22 protein-coding genes are annotated in these 24,370 nt (G+C 62.0%); 21 read left to right on the top strand and 1 reads right to left on the bottom strand.

Going from position 1 to position 24,370, the window contains the following annotated elements; translation table 11 throughout:
* Window positions 1–106: 106 nt before the first annotated feature.
* The 5 genes from HBO19_RS22035 (at window position 107) to HBO19_RS22055 (ending at window position 4,879) form a co-directional block, all read left to right on the top strand.
* On the top strand, window positions 107–649 hold the full coding sequence (locus HBO19_RS22035) for a YaeQ family protein (protein ID WP_057438005.1): 543 nt from the start codon (window positions 107–109) through the stop codon (window positions 647–649).
* Between the two features lie 172 nt (window positions 650–821).
* Complete coding sequence (recJ, locus tag HBO19_RS22040) at window positions 822–2,531, top strand: single-stranded-DNA-specific exonuclease RecJ (RefSeq protein ID WP_170058313.1); 1,710 nt, start codon at window positions 822–824, stop codon at window positions 2,529–2,531.
* Window positions 2,532–2,701: 170 nt separating this feature from the next.
* Window positions 2,702–3,808 carry an NADH:flavin oxidoreductase/NADH oxidase gene (locus HBO19_RS22045; protein WP_169955691.1) on the top strand — a complete coding sequence of 369 codons (1,107 nt, stop codon included), beginning with the start codon at window positions 2,702–2,704 and terminating at the stop codon, window positions 3,806–3,808.
* Between the two features lie 105 nt (window positions 3,809–3,913).
* Window positions 3,914–4,447, top strand: coding sequence for a GNAT family N-acetyltransferase (locus tag HBO19_RS22050; protein WP_170058314.1), 534 nt, complete (start codon window positions 3,914–3,916; stop codon window positions 4,445–4,447).
* Between the two features lie 246 nt (window positions 4,448–4,693).
* On the top strand, window positions 4,694–4,879 hold the full coding sequence (locus HBO19_RS22055) for a hypothetical protein (RefSeq protein ID WP_170058315.1): 186 nt from the start codon (window positions 4,694–4,696) through the stop codon (window positions 4,877–4,879).
* 45 nt (window positions 4,880–4,924) lie between these two features.
* On the opposite strand, the gene HBO19_RS22060 is transcribed toward HBO19_RS22055, so the two are convergent.
* Window positions 4,925–6,550 (bottom strand): glucan biosynthesis protein D, encoded by a 1,626-nt coding sequence (locus HBO19_RS22060; protein ID WP_169955694.1) that lies wholly within the window; start codon window positions 6,548–6,550, stop codon window positions 4,925–4,927.
* A 991-nt stretch (window positions 6,551–7,541) separates the two neighbouring features.
* Here HBO19_RS22060 and HBO19_RS22065 point away from each other — a divergent pair.
* The 16 genes from HBO19_RS22065 (at window position 7,542) to HBO19_RS22140 (ending at window position 24,306) form a co-directional block, all read left to right on the top strand.
* A complete protein-coding gene (locus HBO19_RS22065) occupies window positions 7,542–8,252 on the top strand; it encodes a tellurite resistance TerB family protein (RefSeq protein WP_169955695.1) in 711 nt (236 codons plus the stop codon).
* A gap of 147 nt (window positions 8,253–8,399) precedes the next feature.
* Entirely contained in the window at window positions 8,400–10,022 is a 1,623-nt protein-coding gene (locus HBO19_RS22070) for a methyl-accepting chemotaxis protein (protein WP_169955696.1), read from the top strand.
* On the top strand, window positions 10,022–10,543 hold the full coding sequence (locus HBO19_RS22075; protein ID WP_169955697.1) for a chemotaxis protein CheW: 522 nt from the start codon (window positions 10,022–10,024) through the stop codon (window positions 10,541–10,543). The genes HBO19_RS22070 and HBO19_RS22075 overlap by 1 nt, the downstream gene beginning before the upstream one ends.
* Window positions 10,543–11,808, top strand: a complete 1,266-nt coding sequence (locus HBO19_RS22080) for a CheR family methyltransferase (RefSeq protein ID WP_170058316.1) — start codon at window positions 10,543–10,545, stop codon at window positions 11,806–11,808. Before HBO19_RS22075 ends, HBO19_RS22080 begins: the two co-directional genes overlap by 1 nt.
* Window positions 11,805–12,503 (top strand): chemotaxis protein CheW, encoded by a 699-nt coding sequence (locus tag HBO19_RS22085; RefSeq protein ID WP_169955699.1) that lies wholly within the window; start codon window positions 11,805–11,807, stop codon window positions 12,501–12,503. The genes HBO19_RS22080 and HBO19_RS22085 overlap by 4 nt, the downstream gene beginning before the upstream one ends.
* Entirely contained in the window at window positions 12,500–14,797 is a 2,298-nt protein-coding gene (locus tag HBO19_RS22090; RefSeq protein WP_170058317.1) for a hybrid sensor histidine kinase/response regulator, read from the top strand. The genes HBO19_RS22085 and HBO19_RS22090 overlap by 4 nt, the downstream gene beginning before the upstream one ends.
* Window positions 14,794–15,804, top strand: coding sequence for a chemotaxis response regulator protein-glutamate methylesterase (locus tag HBO19_RS22095; protein WP_169955701.1), 1,011 nt, complete (start codon window positions 14,794–14,796; stop codon window positions 15,802–15,804). The genes HBO19_RS22090 and HBO19_RS22095 overlap by 4 nt, the downstream gene beginning before the upstream one ends.
* A 51-nt stretch (window positions 15,805–15,855) precedes the next feature.
* Window positions 15,856–16,857, top strand: coding sequence for a diguanylate cyclase (locus HBO19_RS22100; protein WP_169865341.1), 1,002 nt, complete (start codon window positions 15,856–15,858; stop codon window positions 16,855–16,857).
* 235 nt (window positions 16,858–17,092) lie between these two features.
* Window positions 17,093–18,188, top strand: a protein-coding gene (prfB, locus tag HBO19_RS22105; RefSeq protein ID WP_104911704.1) for a peptide chain release factor 2 whose coding sequence is annotated in 2 segments (ribosomal slippage) — window positions 17,093–17,164 and window positions 17,166–18,188 — 1,095 coding nt in all. Because the reading frame shifts where the segments join, the coding sequence is not laid out codon by codon here.
* Between the two features lie 110 nt (window positions 18,189–18,298).
* Window positions 18,299–19,798 (top strand): lysine--tRNA ligase, encoded by a 1,500-nt coding sequence (lysS, locus tag HBO19_RS22110; RefSeq protein WP_170042944.1) that lies wholly within the window; start codon window positions 18,299–18,301, stop codon window positions 19,796–19,798.
* Window positions 19,799–19,906: 108 nt separating this feature from the next.
* A complete protein-coding gene (locus HBO19_RS22115) occupies window positions 19,907–20,623 on the top strand; it encodes a TetR family transcriptional regulator (RefSeq protein WP_029300174.1) in 717 nt (238 codons plus the stop codon).
* Between the two features lie 43 nt (window positions 20,624–20,666).
* Complete coding sequence (locus HBO19_RS22120; protein ID WP_170042943.1) at window positions 20,667–21,215, top strand: hypothetical protein; 549 nt, start codon at window positions 20,667–20,669, stop codon at window positions 21,213–21,215.
* Window positions 21,216–21,236: 21 nt separating this feature from the next.
* Window positions 21,237–22,514: a flavohemoglobin expression-modulating QEGLA motif protein gene (locus HBO19_RS22125; RefSeq protein WP_169955704.1), complete on the top strand. Its 1,278-nt coding sequence runs from the start codon at window positions 21,237–21,239 to the stop codon at window positions 22,512–22,514.
* Between the two features lie 143 nt (window positions 22,515–22,657).
* Window positions 22,658–23,572: an alpha/beta hydrolase gene (locus HBO19_RS22130; protein WP_170058318.1), complete on the top strand. Its 915-nt coding sequence runs from the start codon at window positions 22,658–22,660 to the stop codon at window positions 23,570–23,572.
* On the top strand, window positions 23,569–23,895 hold the full coding sequence (locus HBO19_RS22135; protein ID WP_032858203.1) for a hypothetical protein: 327 nt from the start codon (window positions 23,569–23,571) through the stop codon (window positions 23,893–23,895). The genes HBO19_RS22130 and HBO19_RS22135 overlap by 4 nt, the downstream gene beginning before the upstream one ends.
* Before the next feature lie 99 nt (window positions 23,896–23,994).
* Complete coding sequence (locus HBO19_RS22140) at window positions 23,995–24,306, top strand: hypothetical protein (protein ID WP_170058319.1); 312 nt, start codon at window positions 23,995–23,997, stop codon at window positions 24,304–24,306.
* Window positions 24,307–24,370 lie beyond the last annotated feature (64 nt).

The following is a 24,370-nucleotide window of genomic DNA, read 5'->3' on the forward strand; positions in this document are numbered from 1 at the left end:
ACATAGGCGAGCGGTGCAGGGATAAGGATGATGCAGCGCAGGATTCGTTGAATGAGCCCGCCATCGGTTAGACTGGCCGCCTTTCCCTGTCTCTAGAAGTCCGTTCATGGCCCAGCCGTCCACGACCTACAAGTTTGAACTCAACCTGACCGACCTCGATCGTTCGGTGTACGAGAGCGTCAAGCAAACCATCGCCCGTCACCCCTCGGAAACCGAAGAACGCATGACCGTGCGTTTGCTGGCCTACGCCCTTTGGTACAACGAGCAGTTGTCGTTTGGTCGCGGACTGTCAGATGTGGACGAACCAGCCCTGTGGGAAAAAAGCCTGGATGATCGGGTTTTGCACTGGATCGAAGTCGGCCAGCCCGATGCCGACCGCCTGACCTGGTGCTCACGCCGCACCGAACGGACCAGCCTGCTGGCCTACGGCAGCCTGCGGGTGTGGGAAGGCAAAGTGGTGCCGGTGGCCAACAACCTGAAAAACGTGCATATCGCCGCGGTGCCCCAGGAAATCCTGGAAACCCTGGCCAAGGACATGCCACGGGTGATCAAGTGGGATGTGATGATCAGCGAAGGCACGATCTTCGTCACCGACGACCGCGGCCAGCACGAAGTGCAGCTGCAGTGGCTGGTTGGCGAACGCGGCTGACCCTGTAGGCTGGCTTGTGTGGGAGCGGGCTTGCCCGCGATTGCGATGTGTCAGTCGGCTTATCTTTAACTGATCCACCGCTATCGCGGGCAAGCCCGCTCCCACATTTGATGTTCGTCGTTCCTGGTAGTGTTTTTTAACCGTTGTATTGCACAGAAGCCCCCATCACCCCATGCGCATCGATCCCCGCCCATTGCCCGCCGTCCTGCCGTTCCTCGGTGAATTGCCACCGTTGCTGACCCGTCTCTACGCCGCCCGTGGCGTGACTTCGCAGGATGAGCTGGATAAAAGCCTGGCGCGGCTGATTCCCTATCAGCAGCTCAAAGGGATCGATGCCGCCGTGGAGTTGCTGGTGACGGCCCTGGAGCAGCGCCAGCGCATCCTGATCGTCGGTGACTTCGACGCCGATGGCGCCACCGCCAGCACCGTGGGCACCCTGGGCCTGCGCTTGCTCGGGGCGGCGCATGTGGATTACCTGGTGCCCAACCGCTTCGAATACGGCTACGGCCTGACCCCGGAAATCGTCGCCGTGGCCTTGCAGCGCGAGCCACAGTTGCTGATCACCGTGGACAACGGCATCTCCAGTGTCGAAGGCGTGGCGGCGGCGAAGGCGGCAGGGCTCAAGGTGCTGGTCACCGACCACCACTTGCCCGGTGATGAACTGCCGGCGGCCGATGCCATCGTCAACCCGAACCAGCCCGGTTGCGGGTTCCCCAGCAAGGCCCTGGCGGGCGTCGGAGTGATCTTCTATGTGCTGATGGCCTTGCGTGCGCGCCTGCGCAGCCTGGGCTGGTACGACAAGCAGCCGCAGCCCAATATCGGCGAGTTGCTCGACCTGGTAGCCCTGGGCAGCGTGGCCGACGTGGTGCCGCTGGATGCCAACAACCGCATCCTGGTCTACCAGGGCCTGGAGCGGATTCGCGCCGGGCGTGCGCGGCCAGGCATCAAGGCGATCCTGGAAGTGGCCAAGCGCGACCACACGCGCATCACCTCCACCGACCTGGGCTTTATCCTCGGTCCACGGCTCAATGCGGCCGGGCGCCTGGATGACATGAGCCTGGGCATCGAATGCCTGCTCACCAGCGACTTCGCCCAGGCCCGGGAAATGGCCGCGCAACTGGATGGCATGAACCAGGACCGTAAGGCCATCGAGCAGGGCATGCAGCGCGAAGCCCTGGCCCAGCTCAAGGACTTGCCGCTGGACTCGATGCCGTTTGGCCTGTGCCTGTTCGACCCGGAGTGGCACCAGGGTGTGATCGGGATCCTCGCGTCGCGTATGAAAGAGCGCTATTTCCGCCCCACCATCGCCTTTGCCGACGCCGGTGATGGCCTGCTCAAGGGCTCCGGGCGCTCGGTGCCGGGCTTTCATATCCGTGATGCCCTGGCGGTGGTGGCCAGCCAGCACCCGAACCTGATCGCCAAATACGGCGGCCACGCCATGGCGGCGGGCCTGACCTTGCCTGAAGCCAACTTCCCGTTGTTCGCCGAAGCCTTCGACGCCGAAGTGCGCCGACAACTGCGTGAAGAAGACCTCACCGGGCGCTTGCTGTCCGATGGCACCTTGGCGGTGGAAGAGTTCCACCTGGAGCTGGCCCGCGCCCTGCGCAACGCCGGGCCCTGGGGCCAGCATTTTCCCGAGCCGCTGTTTCACGGGGTGTTTCAACTGGTGGAGCAACGGGTGGTGGGCGAGCGTCACCTCAAGGTGGTGCTCAAGAGTGAGTGTGGCGCGGTAAAGCTCGATGGCATTGCCTTTGGCATCGACCGCGAAGTGTGGCCGAACCCGACCATTCGCTGGGTGGAGCTGGCCTACAAGCTGGACGTCAATGAATTCCGTGGCCAGGAAACCGTGCAGCTGATGATTGCCCACATCGAACCACGCTGAACCCTGTGCAATCCCCGGTTGTCGACTAGTCTCTAAGCACTGTGTGATTGGTCTTGTGACCTTGTCTGTTTTTTAGCCCGAAGGGGACGGGCCTTTCATCTTTTCGTCACCCGCACCGGTCAGACAGAACCCTGGAGCCAATGCCCACCGGATACGAGAAGAGGTGCCCCATGAGTCTGTTGCTTGAACCCTATACCCTGCGCCAGTTGACCCTGCTCAACCGCATTGCCGTGTCGCCGATGTGCCAGTACTCCGCCGTCGATGGCCTGGCCAATGACTGGCACCTGGTGCACTTGGGCAGCCGTGCCGTTGGCGGTGCCGGGCTGATTTTCAGCGAAGCCACCGCCGTCACTGCCGATGGCCGCATCACCGCCCAGGACCTGGGCCTGTGGAACGATGCCCAGATTGAGCCGCTGCAGCGTATCACCCGCTTTATCCGCGCCCAGGGCGCGGTGGCGGGGATCCAACTGGCCCACGCCGGGCGCAAGGCCAGTACCCATCGGCCATGGATCGGCAAGCACGGCAGCGTCAAGCCCGCAGACGGTGGCTGGGTGCCGGTAGGTCCGTCGCCCATCGCCTTCGACCCGCAGCACACCGCGCCCCGGCAGTTGGACGAAGGGCAAATCCAGCAAGTGATCGCCGACTTCGTGGCCGCCGCCAAGCGTGCCCTGACCGCCGGCTTCCAAGTGGTGGAAATCCATGCCGCCCATGGTTATCTGCTGCATCAATTTCTCTCGCCCTTGAGCAATCAGCGCCAGGATCAATACGGCGGATCCTTTGAAAACCGTATCCGCCTGGTGTTGCAAGTCACCCAGGCAGTGCGCGATGTGTGGCCGCAAGAGCTGCCGCTGTTTGTACGCGTCTCGGCCACCGACTGGGTGGAGGACGGCTGGAACCCCGACGAAACCGTGGAACTGGCACGCCGCCTCAAAGACCTGGGTGTGGACCTGATCGACGTGTCCTCCGGTGGCACCGCCGCCAATGCCGAAATCCCCATCGGGCCGGGTTATCAAACGCGCTTTGCCGAGCGTGTGCGCAAGGAGTCCGGCATGGCCACGGGCACGGTTGGCATGATTACCGAGCCGGCCCAGGCCGAGCATATTCTGCGCACCTGCCAGGCCGACATCATCTTCCTTGCCCGCGAACTGCTGCGTGACCCGTACTGGCCATTGCACGCCGATGACGACCTGGGCGGGCGTAAGGCGATCTGGCCGGCGCAATACCAGCGGGCTACCCACCGCGACCAGCCGATCCATGAGTCTGACTTGCGCGACTGATTTTTTACATTCATCACCCAGACCCACCGCTGATCACGGTGGGTTTTTTCTTGCCTGTCGCCGGGGGAGTAGCGATCCTGAGCGTCCTGGACGCTGGAGGCCAAGATGCTGGTGGAACGTGATTTGAATGAAAGCGACATTCCCCTGCTGGCGTTGATTGACCGTACTGAGCTGATTGATGAGTGCTATCGCCTGGAACACGGCGAGTTGGTGCTCTACGCCGCTCACCACGACATGCGCGGCTGGCCCGAAGGCGAAGCCGAGCAGGATGCCCTGGAGCTGCATGGCTGCTGGCTGCGCGGCGGGTGGTTGCATGGGGTGTTTGCTGGCCCGACGCTGCTGGCGGCAGCGGTGGTGGATAACCGGGTGATCCATAACCAGGGCCTGCGTATGCATCAGCTCAAGTTCCTGCATGTCAGCCACAGTGGCCGAGGGCATGGGCTGGGCGGGCGGCTGCTGGCGCTGGCCTGCGCGCACGGGGTAACGCTGGGTGCGCAGGCGCTGTATATCTCGGCCACCGAGTCGCGTAACACCGTGGATTTTTATCTGCATCACGGCTGTCGTTTGCTCAAGCAGCCCGACAGCGAGCTGTACCACCGGGAACCCAATGACATCCACTTGTATCGCCTGCTGCCCTGATCTGTCCGGCATCAGGCGCGTACACGGCGGTCGGTGCGTGAGGATTTTCTGAAGGTCTTTTGCCTCAAGGCAATTATTTAAGTGAATACTCTAAAAAAATCTCACACGCGCCAGGATAGTTTCTACGCTTGAAGTAAGGCGGCTTCTGGCCCAGGAAGTCAGTCTGTTTGCTCGCTGAGGCATTGCACTTCGCGGGCAGGGTTATGGGCATCAGGAGTTGTTGTTTACTACACGGAGAAACATTCCATGACCAAGTGCATTGGTGTAGCAGGGGTTCTGACGCTTTTTTTCAGGCGCAAGCTGTCATTGCATGGCCGCCGGCTGAGCTCGGACGAGACGCAACTGCTGGAGCAGTACCGGGCCTTGACGGAAAACGATCAGGTTGCGATGCGTTATCTGATTGGCGCGATGAAGAGTATTTCGCGCTTTTGAACCGGCAGGGGCGTTCCCACGCCATGAGCGTGGGAACGCCTGGCATCAGCTGTACTTGCGCTTGTCCGGTGCGGGTGGGAAGTACTGGTACAACCAGGTTTCACTCAAGGTACGGTCATTGGTGCGAATGAACAGGCGCATCTCCACCGGCTCCACGCTGTCGCTGGTCGGGTACCAGTCGAAGAGGATGCGGTAGCCCTTGATGTCATCCAGCACCAGCACGCTGAAGTCTTTTACTTCGCCATGGGAGCAGGTGACCACCGGCTCGATCCCGGTGCCAGCGGGCAGGCGGTCGAGGCCGCCGCCCTTGAAGTCCACGGCAAAACGACGAGCCCAGACCGGTGGGTAATGCTCACCCGGTGCCCAGCCTTCGGTGAAGCCGCCCATGCCGGAACGGGTCGCGTTGACTTGCGCCAGCGGCGTGCTGACCGGGGGCAGGGCGCTCCAATAGAGCTTGTAGCCAAAGTTCAGGGAGTCGCCGGCGGCCACCGGTTTTTTCGGGGTCCAGAAGGCGACGATGTTGTCCATGGTCTCGCCGGTGGTAGGAATCTCCAACAGGTCGACAGAGCCTTCGCCCCACGCGGTGGTCGGTTCCACCCACAGGCTTGGGCGCTTGCTGTACCAGTCGACGGTGTCCTGGTAACTGGCGAACTCATGGTCGGTCTGCACCAGGCCGAAACCTTTCGGGTCTTTATCGGCGAAGGCATTGAATTGCAGGGTGGCCGGGTTGTTCAGCGGGCGGCAGATCCACTCGCCGTTGCCGCGCCACATCGCCAGGCGATCGGAGTCGTGGATCTGCGGGTGGATGGTGTCGCACATGCGCCGCTCATGGGTGCCGCAACTGAACATGCTGGTCATCGGCGCGATGCCCATCTGCTGGATCGCGGTGCGTGCGTTGATATGGGCGTCGATGGCCATCACCACCTGGGTGGCCTGGCAGTCGATATCGAAGCGATAGGCACCGGTGGCGCTCGGCGAGTCGAGCAGGGCGTAGACCACGAAACGGGTGCTGTCCTTGTCCGGCGTCTCGAACCAGAACTGGGTGAAATCGGGGAACTCTTCGCGTTTGTCGGCGTAGGTGTCGATGGCCAGGCCACGTGCCGAAAGGCCGTACTGACCTGTGTTATCCACCGCGCGGAAATAGCTGGCGCCGAGGAAAGACACCACGTCGTGGCGGTCCAGTTCCGGGGCCTTGAACAGCTTGAAGCCGGAAAAACCCAGGTCGCCCTTGAGCTGCTTGGTATCGACCGTGGTTTTTTCATAGTTGAACAGCGACGGACGGAAATGCACCTCCCGCGCCTGGCGGGTCTTGGGGTCGACACTGTGCATGCGCACCGGGGTCTTGAAGCCCATGCCGACATGGAAAAACTGCACGTCCAACTGGCCTTTGAGATCTTTCCACAGCGAATGATTGCCGTCGTAGCCAATGGCATTGAAATTCTGCGGGGTCATGGTCGCCAGGGTCGGCGGCAGCACCTGGCGGGTGTCCTGATACTGTTTGCCGGCCAGTTGCTTGGCTTGCAGCTTGAGCCAGTCGAAGTCGAACGCCTTGGCGTCGCCATCGGCTGCACGATTCCCTGCCCAGGCCTGGGCGGCCAGCAGGCCACTGGCCGACAGCCCGGTGTAGGCCGCGATGGCCATGGACGCTTTGAGCAAATTCCTGCGGTGCATAAATACAACCTGTGGTGAGCAATCCCGTGCCGTTCCTGGCGCGTGCTGGATCAGAAATAACGGTTCGGACATGCCTTCGGCCAAACGCAACGGACATTAAACAGATGCCAGATAGCTTAAGGGGTTCGGTAGGGAAGGAAAATTGATTGATAGCGGGATGATGGCGTTGCATATGAAACAAGACGTGTCAGCAGGGGAGGTTGCTGGGGATGGCTTTGGGTCGGTGTGTATATCCATTGCTGCGTTCAGGGCCGCTATTGGTTCCGCCCTTACGGCGGGTCACTTTCGAAGAGCGCGAAAGTAACCAAAGCGCTTTTGCCCCACCACTCGGTGCCTCGCCTAGGCTCGGCATGCCCGCAGTCAGGCATTGCTCCGTGGGCCCGCCGCGATCGGCCATCCATGGCCGTGTCGCGTCTACCCCGGCATCCATGCCGGGGTGCCCACTGCGCAATACCTGCCTGCGGCCATCGTGGTTTAACGGGGCGCTTAAGATCAAAAGCCAGATCAAAAGCAGAGCAACAGCAAAGCCAGAGCACGAAGCTGCCTTCCCCTGTAGGAGCTGGCTTGCCTGCGATGGCGGTGTATCAGTCGATAAATGTATTGGCTGATACACCGCCATCGCAGGCAAGCCAGCTCCTACAGAGTCCGCGCACGCCTCGACGATCAGGTCGGCTGTCAGGCCGCCTCGCTTTGCTTTTGATCTTAGGCGCCCCGTTAAACCACACCGAGCCTGGGCGAGGTGCCGAGTGGTGGGGCAAGAGCCCTTTTGGTTACTTTTGGCTGGGCCGGCACTCCGGGCTCTTTTCCAAAAGTGACCCGCTGTAAGAGCGGAACCAATAGCGGCCGTGACCGCAGCAATGGATATACACACCGACCCAAAACCATCGCAGTTGAGTTACATCTGGAAGCACTCTATATCCAGGATAATTGGCACTTAGTTTTACGCTGGAGGCCTATCAACCCTATGAACCCAAGTCTCTGGAGGCTATGAATGAATACCCGTGGATTGCTTGATCAATTGCTCAAGTCCGGCCAGGACATGTTGCAAAACAAGGCTGGCGGTCAACGTAAAGGTGATGACAAAGGCGCCCTGGGCGGCCTGCTCGGCGGTGGCGGGCTCGGCAGCCTGCTCGGTGGCGCAGGTGGTGGGGCGTTGGCGGCCGGGGCCATGGGCCTGCTGCTGGGCAACAAAAAAGCCCGCAACTTTGGCGGTAAAGCCCTCACTTATGGCGGCCTTGCAGCACTCGGCGTGATCGCCTACAAGGCCTACGGCAACTGGCAGGCACAACAGGCCGGTGCGCCCAAAGGCGAGCCGCAGACCCTCGACCGCCTGCCACCGGCCCAGGTCGAACTGCATAGCCAGGCCATTCTCAAGGCGTTGGTAGCCGCCGCCAAGGCCGATGGCCATGTCGATGAGCGCGAGCGCGCCTTGATCGAAGGCGAGTTCGTCAAGCTGGACAACGACCAGGAGCTGCAACACTGGCTGCATGCCGAGCTCAACAAACCCCTGGACCCCAGCGATGTAGCGCGCGCCGCCAGCACCCCGGAAATGGCCGCCGAAATGTACATCGCCAGCGTCATGCTGGTGGACGAGGAAAACTTCATGGAGAAGTCCTACCTCGACGAACTGGCCCGCCAGCTCAAGCTGGAGCCGGGCCTGAAGACCGAGCTGGAAAAACAGGTGCGCCAAGCCACGCTCTGACCCGCCCGGTACAGAAAAACACCCCGCCGCCATCCAGGTTGCGGGGTGTTTTTGTATTCCTTGAGACTTGGCCCACAACCCATTGATAAATGATGGCACGGCCTCAGCTATACTCCCCGGCATTTGATCGGCCCTCGAGGAAATACTGTGAAGAACTGGACCTTGCGCCAACGCATATTGGCGAGCTTTGCGGTCATTATCGCCATCATGCTGCTGATGGTTGTGGTCTCGTACTCACGGTTGCTGAAGATCGAAACGAGCGAAAACTCGGTACGCGACGACGCCGTACCGGGGGTGTTTTTCAGCTCGATGATCCGCAGCGCCTGGGTCGACAGCTACCTGCAGACCCAGGAACTGATCGGGCTGCGTGAGCACCAGGGCATTTCCGACGCTGATCGCCAGGATTACAAGTCGTTCGAGGCACGCCTCGAGCAGCATATGGCCAGTTACGCCAATACGATCAATATCGACCAGGATCGTACCGAGTTCGACACCTTCGAAGCCCTGCACCAGAAGTACAACCAGGTGCTGGCCCAGGTCCTGGAACTGCACCAGGCCAACAAGGAAGCCGAGGCGGTCAAGATGTTCGACGAGCAACTGACCCCGGCCTGGACCGCAGGGCGCATGAAGCTCAATGACATCATCAACGAGAACAAGCAGGTGGCCGATAAAGCCACTGCGGCCATCGATGACGCCGTAGCTGCCGCGAAAATCAGTATGGGCGTGTCGCTGCTCCTCGCGATCCTTGCCGCCGGCCTGTGCGGGCTGCTGCTGATGCGCGCGATCATGGCGCCGATGAAACGCATCGTCGACATCCTCGAAACCATGCGCACCGGTGATTTGAGCAAGCGCCTGAACCTGGAGCGCAAGGACGAGTTCGGCGCCGTCGAGACCGGCTTCAACGACATGATGACCGAGCTGACCGCCCTGGTCTCCCAGGCCCAGCGTTCGTCGGTGCAGGTCACCACCTCGGTGACCGAGATTGCCGCCACCTCCAAGCAGCAACAGGCCACAGCCACCGAAACGGCGGCCACCACCACCGAAATCGGTGCGACCTCGCGGGAAATTGCCGCCACGTCCAAGGACCTGGTGCGCACCATGACCGAAGTGTCCACCGCCGCCGACCAGGCTTCGGTGGCCGCTGGTTCCGGCCAGCAGGGCCTGGCCCGCATGGAAGAAACCATGCACTCGGTGATGGGCGCCGCGGACCTGGTCAACGCCAAGCTGGCGATCCTCAACGAGAAGGCCGGCAACATCAACCAAGTGGTGGTGACCATCGTCAAGGTGGCCGACCAGACCAACCTGCTGTCCCTCAACGCCGCCATCGAGGCCGAGAAGGCCGGTGAATACGGGCGCGGCTTTGCCGTGGTCGCCACTGAAGTGCGGCGCCTGGCCGACCAGACTGCCGTGGCCACCTACGATATCGAGCAGATGGTGCGCGAGATCCAATCGGCGGTATCGGCCGGTGTGATGGGCATGGACAAGTTCTCCGAAGAGGTCCGGCGCGGCATGTTCGAAGTGCAGCAAGTGGGCGAGCAACTGTCGCAGATCATCCATCAGGTGCAGGCCCTGGCGCCGCGCGTGCTGATGGTCAACGAGGGCATGCAGGCCCAGGCCACCGGTGCCGAGCAGATCAACCATGCCTTGGTGCAGTTGGGCGATGCCAGCAGCCAGACCGTGGAGTCCCTGCGCCAGGCCAGCTTTGCCATTGATGAATTGAGCCAGGTTGCGGTGGGTCTGCGCAGCGGCGTGTCGCGTTTTAAAGTCTGATGAGTGATCCAGCGGCTAAACGCGGCGCGGTGACGGCAGCCAGAAAAGCCTTGTTCCTGGTATTTCATATCGGCAGCGAGCGCTACGCCCTCAAGGCCACGGAAGTGGCTGAGGTGTTGCCGCGCCTGCCGCTCAAGCCCATCGCCCATGCGCCGGTGTGGGTCGCCGGGATTTTCGCCCATCGCGCCAACATGGTGCCGGTGATCGACCTCAGTGCCCTGACCTTTGGTACACCGGCCCAAGCCCGTACCAGCACGCGGCTGGTACTGGTCAACTATCGCCCAGAGGCGTGGCTGGAGCCGCGCTGGCTGGGGCTGATCCTCGAACAGGCGACTGACACCCTGCGCTGCGATCCGGCGGATTTCCAACCCTACGGCCTGGACAATCGCCAGGCGCCGTACCTGGGCCCGGTGCGCGAAGACGAACGGGGCCTGACACAGTGGATTGGCGTCGCCGACCTGCTCACCGCCGAGGTCCGCGCCTTGCTGTTTGCCCCCGACCTGACTGTTGGGGAGGCGTGATGAGCAGTGACCAACGCTTTTTCGACTTCCTCAAGGAGCGTATCGGCCTGGATGTCGCCTCGGTGGGCGAAGCGATTATCGAGCGCGCCGTGCGCCAGCGCAGCCAGGCATTGCAGGGGCTGAGCGCCGATCAATACTGGCAGCGCCTGCAAACCAGCAGCGAAGAACAACAGGCGTTGATCGAAGCGGTCATCGTCCCCGAGACCTGGTTTTTCCGTTACCCCGAATCCTTCGCCACCCTGGCGCGGCTGGCCGTCACGCGACTGGGCGAGATCAAGCACATGCGCGCCCTGCGTATCCTCAGCCTGCCGTGCTCCACTGGCGAGGAGCCCTATTCCATCGCCATGGCCCTGCTCGATGCGGGCCTTTCGCCCCACCAGTTCAAGGTGCAGGGCATGGACGTCAGCCCGCTGTCGGTGGAACGGGCGCGGCGTGGGGTGTATGGCAAGAATTCCTTTCGTGGCCAGGACATCGAGTTTCGTGAGCGGCATTTCAGCGCCGAAGATGACGGCTACCGCGTCGCTGATCGGGTGCGTGAACAGGTGCGCCTGCAAGTGGGCAACCTGCTGGATCCGCAGTTGCTGGCCAACGAGCCGACCTATGACTTTGTGTTTTGCCGCAACCTGTTGATCTATTTCGACCAGCCGACCCAGAAGCAGGTGTTTGAAGTGCTCAAGGGCCTGACCCATGTCGACGGTGTGCTGTTTATCGGCCCGGCCGAAGGTAGCCTGCTGGGGCGCCTGGGCATGCGTTCGATTGGGGTGCCGCAGTCGTTTGCCTTCAGTCGTCATGCCCAAACCACACCCGAACCGGTCTTCACCCCGACACCGCCTCCGGTGCCCCAGCGCAGCGCCGCGCCGATTGCGAGTAAACCCCGGCCATTCAGGGCATTCGCCGCGCCGGTGCTGCCGACCAAGCCGGCACCCGTGCACTCGGATGCGGCGCAGCTGCTCGGGCAGATCGCAACCCTGGCCAATGAAGGCAAAAGCCTTGAGGCCCGTGCGGCCTGCGAGCGCTACCTGCAAAACCATCCACCGGCGGCCCAGGTGTTCTATTGGCTGGGCCTGCTCAGCGATGTAGCGGGTAGCGCCCTGGAAGCCCAGGGGTATTATCGAAAAGCCTTGTACCTGGAGCCCCAGCATCCGCAGGCCTTGATGCACCTGGCCGCGCTGCTGGAATCCCAGGGCGATACGGCGGGGGCGCGGCGCTTGCAAGCCCGTGCTGCCCGTAGCGAGCGAGCCGCCGACAGTGAGCCTAAACGATGAGTAGCTCCGCACTCCCGGACACCGACCTGGACCTGACGGTGGCCGATACCCAGGCCATCGACGATTGCTGGAACCGCATCGGGATCCACGGCGATAAATCCTGCCCGTTGCTGGCCGAGCACATCCACTGCCGCAACTGTGCAGTGTATTCCGCTGCCGCCACCCGCCTGCTTGATCGTTATGCCCTGCAGCAGGAAGACCATCGGCATGCCGCCGCCGCGCAGGCGGACGATGAGGTGGCCACCCGGTCGTTGCTGATGTTCCGCCTGGGCGAGGAGTGGATGGGCATCGCCACCCGTTGCCTGGTGGAAGTGGCGCCGCTGCAGCCGATCCATTCCTTGCCCCACCAGCGCTCGCGGGCGCTGCTCGGGGTCGCCAATGTGCGCGGCGCGCTGGTGGCCTGCCTGTCCCTGGTGGAACTGCTCGGGCTCGACAGCACGGGCGGCGGCCCCAGCGGCGGGCGGATCATGCCGCGCATGTTGATCATCGCCGCGCAGGACGGCCCGGTGGTGGTGCCGGTGGATGAAGTGGATGGCATTCATGCCATCGATGAGCGCACCCTCAAAGCGGCGTCTGCGTCCGGCACCCAGGCCAGTGCGCGCTACACCCAGGGTGTGTTGCAGTTCAAGGGCCGCAGCCTGCGCTGGCTGGACGAGGCGCAATTGCTGTCTGCCGTGACCCGGAGCCTGTCATGACCCCCGACCAGATGCGCGACGCCTCGCTGCTGGAACTGTTCAGCCTGGAAGCCGATGCCCAGACCCAGGTCCTGAGTGCCGGCTTGCTGGCCCTGGAGCGCAACCCGACCCAGGCCGACCAGCTCGAAGCCTGCATGCGCGCGGCGCATTCGCTCAAGGGCGCGGCGCGGATTGTCGGGGTCGACGCTGGCGTCAGCGTGGCCCACGTGATGGAAGACTGCCTGGTCAGCGCCCAGGAAAGCCGGTTGTACCTGCAACCCGAACATATCGACGCGTTGTTGCAGGGCACCGACCTGCTGATGCGCATCGCCACACCGGGCAACAGCGTGGGCCCGGCCGATATCCAGGCGTATGTGGCGCTGATGGAGCGCTTGCTGGATCCGTCGCAACCCGCGGCCAAAGTGGTTGCACCGCCGCCTGTGACTGCGCCGCCTGCACAGCCGTTGCCGCCCCTTGAAGAGTCACTGCTATTGCCCCCGGAACCGGAGGCCGCGCCGCCCGTCAGCAGTGATACGCCGCGCCAGAACAAACGCATGACCGAAGGCGGCGAGCGCGTGTTGCGGGTCACGGCCGAGCGTTTGAACAGCCTGTTGGACCTGTCCAGCAAATCCCTAGTGGAAACCCAGCGGCTCAAGCCGTACCTGTCCAGCCTACAACGCCTCAAGCGCATCCAGAGCAACGGCGCCCGGGCCCTGGACAACCTCGACGGCCAGCTCAAGACGGTCGACCTGAACCTCGAAGCCCAGGAAGCCCTGGCCGATGCCCGCCGCCTGTTGAGCGAAGCGCAGTTGCTGCTGGCGGAAAAGACCGCCGAGCTCGATGAGTTCGGCTGGCAGGCCGGGCAACGTGCCCAGGTGCTATATGACACGGCGCTGGCGTGCCGCATGCGCCCGTTTGCCGATGTGCTGGCGGGGCAGGCGCGCATGGTGCGTGACCTGGGCCGCAGCCTGGGCAAGCAGGTACGCCTGGAAATCGAAGGCGAGAAGACCCAGGTCGACCGCGATGTGCTGGAAAAACTCGAGGCGCCGCTGACCCATTTGTTGCGCAATGCCGTCGATCACGGCATCGAAATGCCCGAGCAGCGCCTGCTGGCGGGCAAGCCGGCCGAGGGCCTGATCCGCCTGCGCGCTTCGCACCAGGCTGGCCTGCTGGTGCTGGAGTTGAGCGATGACGGCAACGGCGTCGATCTGGAGCGCCTGCGCGGCAGTATTGTCGAGCGCAATCTGTCGCCGCTGGAAACCGCCTTGCGCCTGAGCGAAGAGGAATTGCTGACCTTCCTGTTCCTGCCGGGCTTCAGCCTGCGCGACAAGGTGACCGAAGTCTCCGGGCGCGGCGTCGGCCTGGATGCGGTGCAGCACATGGTCCGCCAACTGCGTGGTGCGGTGGTGCTGGAACAGACGGCGGGGCAGGGCAGCCGCTTCCATCTGGAAGTGCCGCTGACCTTGTCGGTGGTGCGCAGCCTGGTGGTGGAAGTTGGCGAAGAAGCCTACGCCTTTCCCCTGGCCCACATCGAACGCATGTGCGACCTGGAACCTGACGAAATCGTGCAGTTGGAAGGCCGCCAGCATTTCTGGCACGAAGGCCGGCATGTCGGCCTGGTCGCGGCCAGCCAGCTATTACAGCGCCCGCCCGGGCAGGCCAACCAGGACACCCTCAAGGTCGTGGTGATCCGCGAGCGCGATGCGGTGTACGGGATTGCCGTGGAGCGCTTTATCGGCGAACGCACCCTGGTGGTGTTGCCGCTGGATGATCGCCTGGGCAAGGTGCAGGATATTTCTGCCGGCGCGCTGCTGGACGACGGCTCGGTGGTGCTGATCGTCGATGTCGAGGACATGCTGCGCTCGGTGGACAAGCTGCTCAATACCGGTCGCCTGGAGCGCATTGCCCGCCGCGCGCAGCAAACCGTGGAGGCTGCACGCAAGCGCATTCTGGTGGTGGATGACTCACTGACCGTGCGCGAACTGCAGCGCAAGCTATTACTTAATCGTGGATATGACGTGGCGGTCGCCGTCGATGGCATGGATGGCTGGAATGCTCTGCGTTCCGAAGACTTCGACCTGCTGATCACTGACATTGATATGCCTCGCATGGACGGTATTGAATTGGTCACACTTTTGCGCCGAGACACTCGCCTGCAGTCGCTGCCGGTGATGGTGGTGTCCTACAAGGATCGCGAAGAAGACCGGCGTCGCGGCCTGGATGCCGGCGCCGACTATTACCTGGCCAAGGCCAGTTTCCATGACGATGCCCTGCTCGATGCAGTGGTAGAACTGATTGGAGGCGCCCGGGCATGAAGATCGCCATCGTCAATGACATGCCCCTGGCGGTCGAGGCCTTGCGCCGGGCCTTGAGCTTCGAGCCGGCCCACGAAGTGGTGTGGGTGGCCACCAATGGCCTGGAAGCGGTGCAGCGCTGCGCCGAGCTGACGCCGGACCTGATCCTGATGGACTTGATCATGCCGGTGATGGATGGCGTCGAGGCGACCCGGCAGATCATGGCCGAGACGCCATGCGCTATCGTTATCGTCACCGTGGATCGCCAGCAGAATGTCAGCCGCGTGTTCGAAGCCATGGGCCATGGCGCCCTGGACGTGGTGGACACCCCGGCCCTGGGGGTTGGCGATGCCAAGGAGGCGGCCGCGCCCCTGTTGCGCAAGATCCTCAATATCGGCTGGCTGATCGGCCAGCGCGGCAGCCGGGTGCGCGCTGAACCTGTGCATCCGCGAGGGACGGGCAAGCGCCAGAGCTTGGTGGCGATCGGCTCTTCGGCCGGTGGCCCGGCGGCGCTGGAAACCCTGCTCAAGGGCTTGCCTCGGGACTTTGCCGCAGCCATTGTGCTGGTGCAGCATGTGGACCAGGTGTTCGCCGCCGGCATGGCCGAGTGGCTGAGCAGCGCCTCGGGCCTGCCGGTGCGCCTGGCGCGTGAAGGGGAGCCGCCGCAAAGCGGCGTGGTGTTGCTGGCCGGCACCAATCATCATATCCGGCTGCTGAAAAACGGCACGCTGGCCTACACGGCGGAGCCCGTGAACGAGATTTATCGGCCGTCCATCGACGTGTTTTTCGAGAGCGTCGCCAGCCATTGGAACGGCGATGCCGTCGGCGTCTTGCTGACCGGCATGGGACGCGACGGAGCCCAGGGACTCAAATTGATGCGTCAGCAGGGCTATCTGACCATCGCTCAGGATCAGCAGAGCTGTGCGGTTTACGGCATGCCCAAAGCGGCAGCGGCGATTGATGCCGCTGTTGAGATTCGCCCATTGGACAGAATTGCGCCACGATTGCTGGAGGTATTCGCAAAATGACCGATATAACTCGCTGTCCTGGCCTGCACGTAGTAATTCAGGTGACCGCAAATGAATGATTTACAGCTCGACGACTTCAAGACCGACGAAAACGCCGCCATGGTGTTGCTGGTGGACGACCAGGCGATGATCGGCGAAGCCGTGCGGCGCGGTCTGGCCCATGAGGACAATATCGACTTCCACTTCTGTGCCGACCCCCACCAGGCCATCTCCCAGGCGATCCGCATCAAGCCGACGGTGATTCTCCAGGATCTGGTCATGCCCGGGCTGGACGGCCTGACCCTGGTGCGTGAGTACCGTAACCATCCGGCGACCCAGAATATCCCGATCATTGTGCTTTCGACCAAGGAAGACCCGCTGATCAAGAGCGCCGCGTTTGCCGCCGGGGCCAATGACTACCTGGTGAAACTGCCGGACAACATCGAGCTGGTGGCGCGGATCCGCTACCACTCGCGCTCCTACATGACCCTGCTGCAGCGGGACGCGGCCTACCGTGCGCTGCGGGTCAGCCAGCAACAACTGCTGGACACCAACCTGGTGCTGCAACGCCTGATGAATTCCGACGGCTTGACCGGGTTGTCCAACCGCCGGCACTTCGACGAATACCTGGAGCTGGAATGGCGACGCGCCATGCGTGACCAGACCCAGTTGTCGTTGCTGATGATCGACGTGGACTTCTTCAAGACCTACAACGACAGCTTTGGCCACCTGGAAGGGGACGAAGCATTGCGCAAGGTGGCGGCGAGCATTCGCGACGCCAGCAGCCGTCCTTCGGACCTGCCGGCGCGCTACGGGGGCGAAGAGTTTGCCCTGGTGCTGCCCAACACCTCGCCGGGTGGTGCGCGGCTGGTGGCGGAGAAACTGCGCCAGGCCGTTGCCGCGCTGAAAATCCCGCACATCGCACCCTCTGAAGGGGCGAGCCTGACCATCAGCATTGGTCTTGCGACCATGACGCCACTGCTGGGGACCGATTGCCGGCAATTGATCTCGGCAGCGGACAAGGGGTTGTACCTGGCCAAGCACAATGGGCGCAACCAGGTGGGGATCGAATAGCCTGCGAACACCGCCAACCCAATGTAGGAGCTGGCTTGCCTGCGATGGCGTCTCCTCGGTCTACTTGATACACCTAGTCGTCTGTATCGCAGGCAAGCCAGCTCCTACATTTGATCTTTATCGGGCTGTAGATATCACACAAACCCAGCCTTTTCGGCCAAGCGGACTGCCGTTTCCAGCCTTTTGCCGTTATACTCGCCGGCTTTCAAAAGTTCGCCAACGAGTGCTGCCCGCCATGGAAATCAACCCGATCCTGAACACCATCAAGGACCTGTCCGAGCGCTCCGAAACTATTCGGGGGTATCTTTGACTACGATCAAAAGCATGAGCGTCTGACCGAAGTCAATCGCGAGCTTGAAGATCCGGCTGTCTGGAACAAACCTGAATACGCCCAGGAACTGGGCCGCGAGCGCGCTGCGCTGGCGCAGATCGTCGACACCCTCGACGAATTGAACACCGGTCTGGGCGACTGCCGCGACCTGCTGGACATGGCCGTCGAAGAAAACGACGAAGGCGCAGTGGGCGATGTCGTCGCCGAGCTGGCCCGTCTCGAGGACAACCTCGCCAAACTCGAATTCCGCCGCATGTTCAGCCACGAAATGGACCCGAACAACGCCTACCTGGATATCCAGGCCGGTTCCGGCGGCACCGAAGCCCAGGATTGGGCCAACATTCTGCTGCGCATGTACCTGCGCTGGGCTGACAAACGCGGTTTCGAAGCAACCATCATGGAACTGTCCGCCGGTGAAGTTGCCGGTATCAAGGGCGCGACCGTGCATATCAAGGGTGAATACGCCTTTGGCTGGTTGCGGACCGAGATCGGCGTACACCGCCTGGTGCGCAAGAGCCCGTTCGACTCCGGCAACCGTCGCCACACTTCGTTCTCTGCGGTTTTCGTCTCCCCCGAGATCGACGACAAGGTGGAAATCGAGATCAACCCGGCCGACCTGCGCATCGACACCTACCGCTCCTCCGGTGCCGGTGGCCAGCACGTAAACACCACCGACTCGGCCGTACGTATCACCCACGTACCGACCAACACCGTGGTCAGTTGCCAGAACGAACGTTCCCAGCACGCGAACAAGGACACCGCCATGAAAATGCTGCGGGCCAAGTTGTACGAGCAGGAAATGCAGAAGCGCAACGCCGCTTCCCAGGCACTGGAAGACACCAAGTCGGATATCGGCTGGGGCCACCAGATCCGTTCGTATGTGCTTGATGCGTCGCGGATCAAGGATCTGCGCACTAACATCGAACGCAGTGACTGCGACAAGGTACTCGACGGCGATATCGACGAATACCTGGAAGCCAGCCTGAAATCAGGCCTGTAATACATGCAACGCGGGATTGGCTGACACTCCTCGATCCCTGTGGGAGCGGGCTTGCCCGCGATCCCCAGCCGCAGGCTGGGGACAACGAACCAGATGGAATATTTAAAGACATGAGCGACCAACAACTCGATCAGGCCCTGCAACAGGAAGAAAACTCCTTGATCGCCCTGCGCAAGGAAAAGCTTGCTGCCGAGCGTGCCAAGGGTAACGCCTTCCCCAACGACTTCCGCCGCGAAAACTACTGCGATGCCTTGCAGAAGCAATACGCGGACAAGACCAAGGAAGAGCTGGCAGAAGCTGCGATCCCGGTCAAGGTGGCAGGTCGCATCATGCTCAACCGTGGCTCGTTCATGGTGATCCAGGACATGACCGGGCGCATCCAGGTCTACGTCAACCGCAAGACCCTCTCGGAAGAAACCCTGGCCTCGGTGAAAACCTGGGACATGGGCGACATCATTGCCGCCGAAGGCACCCTGGCCCGTTCCGGCAAGGGCGACCTGTACGTCGAAATGACCAACGTGCGCCTGCTGACCAAGTCGCTGCGCCCGCTGCCAGACAAGCACCACGGCCTGACCGACACCGAGCAGCGCTATCGCCAGCGCTACGTCGACCTGATCGTCAACGAAGAAGTGCGCCAGACGTTCCGCGTGCGCTCGCAAGTGATCGCGCACATCCGCAGCTTCCTGATGGCCCGTGACTTCCTCGAAGTCGAGACGCCGATGCTGCAGACCATTCCGGGCGGCGCGGCAGCCAAGCCGTTCGAAACCCACCACAATGCTCTGGACATGGAAATGTTCCTGCGTATCGCGCCAGAGTTGTACCTCAAGCGCCTGGTGGTCGGTGGTTTTGAAAAGGTGTTCGAGATCAACCGCAACTTCCGTAACGAAGGTGTCTCGACCCGTCACAACCCAGAATTCACCATGTTGGAGTTCTACCAGGCCTACGCCGACTACGAAGACAACATGGACCTGACCGAAGAACTGTTCCGCGAGCTGGCGCAACTGGTTCTCGGGACTACCGACGTGCCGTACGGCGACAAGGTGTTCCACTTCGGCGAGCCGTTCGTGCGCCTGTCGGTGTTCGATTCGATCCTCAAGTACAACCCCGAGCTGACCGCTGACGACCTGAACGACATCGACAAGGCTCGCGCCATTGCCAAGAAAGCCGGGGCCAAGGTCCTGGGCTTCGAAGGCCTGGGCAAGCTGCAGGTGATGATTTTCGAAGAACTGGTGGAGCACAAGCTGGAACAGCCGCACTTCATTACCCAGTACCCGTTCGAAGTGTCGCCGCTGGCCCGTCGCAACGACGACAACCCGAACGTCACCGACCGTTTCGAGCTGTTTATCGGTGGTCGCGAAATCGCCAACGCCTACTCCGAGCTTAACGACGCGGAAGACCAGGCCGAGCGTTTCATGGCCCAGGTGGCCGACAAGGACGCCGGTGACGATGAAGCCATGCACTACGACGCCGACTTTGTGCGGGCGCTGGAGTACGGCATGCCGCCAACGGCCGGTGAAGGTATCGGTATCGACCGCCTGGTGATGTTGTTGACCAACTCACCGTCGATCCGCGATGTCATCTTGTTCCCGCACATGCGGCCGCAAGCGTAACCTTAGCGAATCCCGAAGCCGCCTTTTATAAGGCGGCTTTTTTGTGTGGCCTGTACTAACGTCAAGCGTACGGCGCCAGACTTTTGTTGAGTGAGAGGACGATCTTTCGTGAAGCGCGTAATGGCTCAAGAAGGCGCCGCTGGCATCGCTGCCGCCGTGGCTGAAAGTGTTCAGTACCAGGGCCGCAAGGCCAGTCGCCAGGGCAGCGAACAGCGTCGCCAGGATATTCTCGACGCGGCCATGCGCATTGTCGTGCGCGATGGCGTGCGGGCGGTGCGCCATCGGGCGGTGGCGGCGGAGGCCGGCGTGCCGCTGTCGGCCACCACCTACTATTTCAAGGATATCGACGACCTGCTCACCGACACCTTTGCCCAGTATGTGGAGCGCAGTGCGGCGTTCATGGGCAAGTTGTGGGTGCGTAACGAAGGTTTGCTGCGCGAGATGGTGGCCTACGGTGATGGCAGTGCCGAGTCGCGCTCGCAACTGGCCGATGATATTGCGCGGCTGACTGCCGATTACGTCCTGCGCCAACTGCTCAACCGGCGTGAGTACCTGATGGCCGAACAGGCCTTTCGCCAGGAAGCCTTGTTGAACCCGCGCCTGGGCGAACTGGTACGTTCTCACCAGCAGATTTTGTTGCAGGGCACTTGCCAGTTTTTCCAGGTGCTGGGCTCCCGCGAGCCGCAACAGGATGCCAAAGTGTTGACGGCGATTATCAGTCGGATGGAATATCAGGGCCTGCTGTTCGAGCCCGAGGCCCTGACTGGCGAAGAAATGCTCGAGATTCTCAAGCGTTACATGCACCTGGTACTGGCCTCGGTCTAGTCATGTGGGGGCCAGGCTGCCCAAAACAGCTGTGGAGTGATGGATGAAAACCTGGCGTGTGTTAGTGACCGCGATGGTGTCGCTGCTCCTGAGCGGCTGCCTGGTGACCTTCAAGGAGCCCCTGCCGGCCAGCGAGGCCGCACCTGACGCGCTGCTGGGCAAGTGGGCCAGCAGGAACGCCTGGGGCGAACCGCTCGACCTGCAGATCAGCCGGGTGGGCCAGCATCGCTACAAGGCAGTGAGCACCTCGCAGACCCAGCCGATCAAGCGCGACGAGTATTTGTTCAGTGTGTCCCGCCACGGCAACCGCTGGTACCTGTCGGCGCCGCTGCCAAACAAGCTGGGCGGGCACTTTATCCTCGCCGGGTTTGAATTGAATGAGGCCCGCGAACTGGTGGTCTACAACCTCGATCCCGAGGCGATCAACCAGGCCATCACGCACAAAACCCTGAGTGGCAGCAGTGTCGAGACCGTCGAAGGGGACGGGACATTGATCGACAGCCCCATGAGCCAGGTCTTGGCTTACCTGGATGATCCGGCCAACGCCGATGTGTTTGTCGAAGCCGTACGCTATAAACATGTGGGCAAATAACGTTTAAAGAGGAAGCACCGGGTGGACGATTACCAGCAGACGATACGCACCTTGTCCGATCGCATTGTGCTGGCGCAAACACCGATTCGCGTCCTCGACGCCGTGAAGTGGGACGACAACATTCGCAAGGGCTTCCTCCAGGGCAAGGGCAAGCACATGCCGGCCGTGGACCGCGACTATTACCTGAACCGGCCATTGTCGTTCGACTCCAGCAAGGTGAAGCTGGAGTTCCAGAACATTGAGCGTGATATCACTCGCCAATTGGGCCAGTTCAACCCGGTCGGGCAGATCATGCGGCGTATGTGCAAGGAATACCGCATGGTGGTGCGCATGCTCGAAGCCCGTGGCACCGAGGATTTCGGCCTGATTTCCCAGGAACTCTACGGCGCGGCCTCCGATGCATTCCATGCCGGCGACCCGACGCTGGCCGACCTGGGCCTGATGCTCTCCGATTACCTGAACAATATCGACGGCCGTGGCGATCTCAAGGACGAAGCCAAGACCCTGACCGCCAAGGACGCCGTCAGCCTGCTGCAAAGCCGCCTGAACAAGGTGTTTGGCGAGGCCGAGGAAACCATCCGCGTATTTGAGTCCGATGGCATCGTCGCCGACGCGGCGGCGGGTGCCGACTACATCAAGATCCGCACCGATGCGATGTTCAACGAGCGCGATGTGCGGGCCCTGGAAGTCCACGAAGGGCTGGTCCATGTGGGCACCACCCTCAACGGCCAGAACCAGCCGATCTGCACCTTCCTGTCCAAGGGCCCACCGTCGTCGACCGTGACCCAGGAGGGCCTGGCGATCCTGATGGAGATCATCACCTTCGCCTCCTACCCCAGCCGCCTGCGCAAGCTGACCAACCGCACCCGCGCGATCCATATGGTGGAAGAGGGCGCCGATTTCCTGCAGGTGTTCGAGTTCTTCCGCGAGCAGGGCTTTGAAATGGCCGAGAGCTACGGCAACGCCAGCCGGGTGTTTCGCGGCTCGACGCCGACGGGCCTGCCGTTTACCAAGGATCTGTCCTACCTCAAGGGCTTTATCATGGTCTACAACTACATCCAGCTGGCCGTGCGCAAGGGCAAGCTGGAGCAGGTGCCGCTGTTGTTCTGCGGCAAGACCACCCTGGAAGACATGCGCACCTTGCGCCAATTGGTGGACGAAGGCCTGGTGGTGCCGCCCAAGTACTTGCCGGAGCAGTTTCGCGATATGAACGCGTTGTCGGCGTGGATGTGCTTCTCCAACTTCCTCAATCACCTGAGCCTGGACCGGATCGAGGCGGACTACTCCAATATCCTCTGACCAAATCCCATCAACTGTAGGAGCTGGCTTGCCTGCGATCGCGGTCTGTCAGCCACCGGTGGAGTAACTGACAGCCAGCTCCGACAGTTAGTCTTCATTGATTATCAGGGTTGTGTCCCCACCCATTTACGAGGTTTCAACGGATGAGACTGCTCGGCATTCTATGCCTGCTCCTGACCCTCAACGGCTGCAGCTCGCTGCTGTTCTACCCCGAGCCCGGCCTGCCATTTACCCCGCAACAGGCGCGCCTGGAATACCGTGACGTCACCCTGACCACCGCCGATGGCCTCAAGCTGCGCGCCTGGTGGCTGCCGGCCAAGGCCGGTGTGCCGCTCAAGGGCACGGTGCTGCATTTGCACGGCAACGGGGGCAACCTGTCCGGGCACCTGGGGGGCAGTTGGTGGCTGCCGGCCCAGGGTTATCAAGTGCTGATGCTGGACTATCGCGGCTATGGCGTGTCCGAAGGCAAACCTTCGCTGCCGGCCATCTACCAGGACCTGGATGCGGCTTTCCAGTGGCTTGACCAGGCCCCCGAGACCCAGGGCCAGCCGTTGGTGGTGCTCGGCCAGAGCCTGGGCGGGGCATTGGCGGTGCATTACCTGGCGGCACATCCCGAGCGCCAGCCCCGGCTCAAGGCGCTGGTGTTGGATGGCGTGCCCGCCAGTTATCGTGATGTAGGGCAATTCGCCCTGAGCACTTCCTGGCTAACATGGCCGTTTCAGGTGCCGTTGTCGTGGCTGGTGCCGGACGCCGACAGCGCGATCCACGGCATGCCGCAGCTGACCGGCGTGCCGAAACTGCTGTTCCACAGTCTGGATGATCCGATCGTGCCGCTTTCCAACGGCATCCGTCTGTATCAAGCTGCGCCGCCGCCAAGGGTGCTGCAATTGACCCGCGGTGGGCATGTGCAGACTTTTGCCGACAAGACCTGGCAAACCGTGATGCTGCGTTATCTTGACGACCCGCAGCATTTCAATGGCCTGCGCCGCCTGGGGGAAATCCCCAATTACCCGGCGGCCGCCACTCCTAAAGTTGAATCATCAGAGAGCCCGCAATGAGCGAAGAACGCAACATGATCCCCCTGATCCTCACCGGTATCGGCACCATCATCGGCACCGTTGGCTGCCTGTGGTACTACGGCTACCTGCACTTCGCCAAGCCCGAGGACGCGTTGCTGCTCAGTGATTTCACCATGCTCAAGACGGTGCCCGGCGAGGACTATAAAGTCTCCCTGACCCCGGCTCCCCAGGTGGCGCAGTGCGTCGACGGTGTGCTGGTGCTGTTTGATACCGAGCAGAAAGGGTTGACCGGTGTACTGGTGAATAACAAGAAGCAGGCGGTGCGTTGCATGGGCCAGGAAACCCCGCAATTGCAGGAGTAAGCACGCTGGTAGTTTTTGGAACCATATTTTGTGTGAAGCCACTGATTGGGTTGTCAGCAGCGCTGACGAGCAACCCCCTTAATTATGTGGAGTATCGCTATGAGTATTGGTGGAGTAGGTGGTGGTAGCGGGTTCGGTAACTTCGGCGGCGCCGGCATGGGCGATTCCGGCAATATGGTCGGCAAGGGCGTCGAAGGGGGCCAGCAGCAGGGTGGTGCAGACCCGGAAGCGCTGAAGAAACTCCTGGCGCAACTGTTGGGCGGCGCGGGCGGTGCAGGCGGCTCCCAGGGCAGTGGCGCAAGTGGTGGTGGCGAGGATGAGCAAGATCCTCTGCGCAAGCAGATGGATCGCGACGGCCAGCAAGGCATGCAGATGCCCCAAGAGAACACCAACTCAGTCAACTTCGGCTGATCCAAAGCCATCTGCCGCAGTTCTTCTACAAAAAAAGCCCTGCCTGGAATCCAGGCAGGGCTTT

This window comes from Pseudomonas sp. WS 5021 (genome assembly GCF_012985535.1).
Lineage (GTDB): Bacteria > Pseudomonadota > Gammaproteobacteria > Pseudomonadales > Pseudomonadaceae > Aquipseudomonas.

Excerpts from the sequence above, each read along its gene's own strand:
- HBO19_RS22035 (WP_057438005.1), top strand. The coding sequence starts at position 107 with ATGGCCCAGCCGTCCACGACCTACAAGTTTGAACTCAACCTGACCGAC.
- recJ (WP_170058313.1), top strand. The coding sequence starts at position 822 with ATGCGCATCGATCCCCGCCCATTGCCCGCCGTCCTGCCGTTCCTCGGT.
- HBO19_RS22045 (WP_169955691.1), top strand. The coding sequence starts at position 2,702 with ATGAGTCTGTTGCTTGAACCCTATACCCTGCGCCAGTTGACCCTGCTC.
- HBO19_RS22050 (WP_170058314.1), top strand. The coding sequence starts at position 3,914 with ATGCTGGTGGAACGTGATTTGAATGAAAGCGACATTCCCCTGCTGGCG.
- HBO19_RS22055 (WP_170058315.1), top strand. The coding sequence starts at position 4,694 with ATGACCAAGTGCATTGGTGTAGCAGGGGTTCTGACGCTTTTTTTCAGG.
- HBO19_RS22060 (WP_169955694.1), bottom strand. The coding sequence starts at position 6,550 with ATGCACCGCAGGAATTTGCTCAAAGCGTCCATGGCCATCGCGGCCTAC.
- HBO19_RS22065 (WP_169955695.1), top strand. The coding sequence starts at position 7,542 with ATGAATACCCGTGGATTGCTTGATCAATTGCTCAAGTCCGGCCAGGAC.
- HBO19_RS22075 (WP_169955697.1), top strand. The coding sequence starts at position 10,022 with ATGAGTGATCCAGCGGCTAAACGCGGCGCGGTGACGGCAGCCAGAAAA.
- HBO19_RS22080 (WP_170058316.1), top strand. The coding sequence starts at position 10,543 with ATGAGCAGTGACCAACGCTTTTTCGACTTCCTCAAGGAGCGTATCGGC.
- HBO19_RS22085 (WP_169955699.1), top strand. The coding sequence starts at position 11,805 with ATGAGTAGCTCCGCACTCCCGGACACCGACCTGGACCTGACGGTGGCC.
- HBO19_RS22090 (WP_170058317.1), top strand. The coding sequence starts at position 12,500 with ATGACCCCCGACCAGATGCGCGACGCCTCGCTGCTGGAACTGTTCAGC.
- HBO19_RS22095 (WP_169955701.1), top strand. The coding sequence starts at position 14,794 with ATGAAGATCGCCATCGTCAATGACATGCCCCTGGCGGTCGAGGCCTTG.
- HBO19_RS22100 (WP_169865341.1), top strand. The coding sequence starts at position 15,856 with ATGAATGATTTACAGCTCGACGACTTCAAGACCGACGAAAACGCCGCC.
- lysS (WP_170042944.1), top strand. The coding sequence starts at position 18,299 with ATGAGCGACCAACAACTCGATCAGGCCCTGCAACAGGAAGAAAACTCC.
- HBO19_RS22120 (WP_170042943.1), top strand. The coding sequence starts at position 20,667 with ATGAAAACCTGGCGTGTGTTAGTGACCGCGATGGTGTCGCTGCTCCTG.
- HBO19_RS22130 (WP_170058318.1), top strand. The coding sequence starts at position 22,658 with ATGAGACTGCTCGGCATTCTATGCCTGCTCCTGACCCTCAACGGCTGC.
- HBO19_RS22135 (WP_032858203.1), top strand. The coding sequence starts at position 23,569 with ATGAGCGAAGAACGCAACATGATCCCCCTGATCCTCACCGGTATCGGC.
- HBO19_RS22140 (WP_170058319.1), top strand. The coding sequence starts at position 23,995 with ATGAGTATTGGTGGAGTAGGTGGTGGTAGCGGGTTCGGTAACTTCGGC.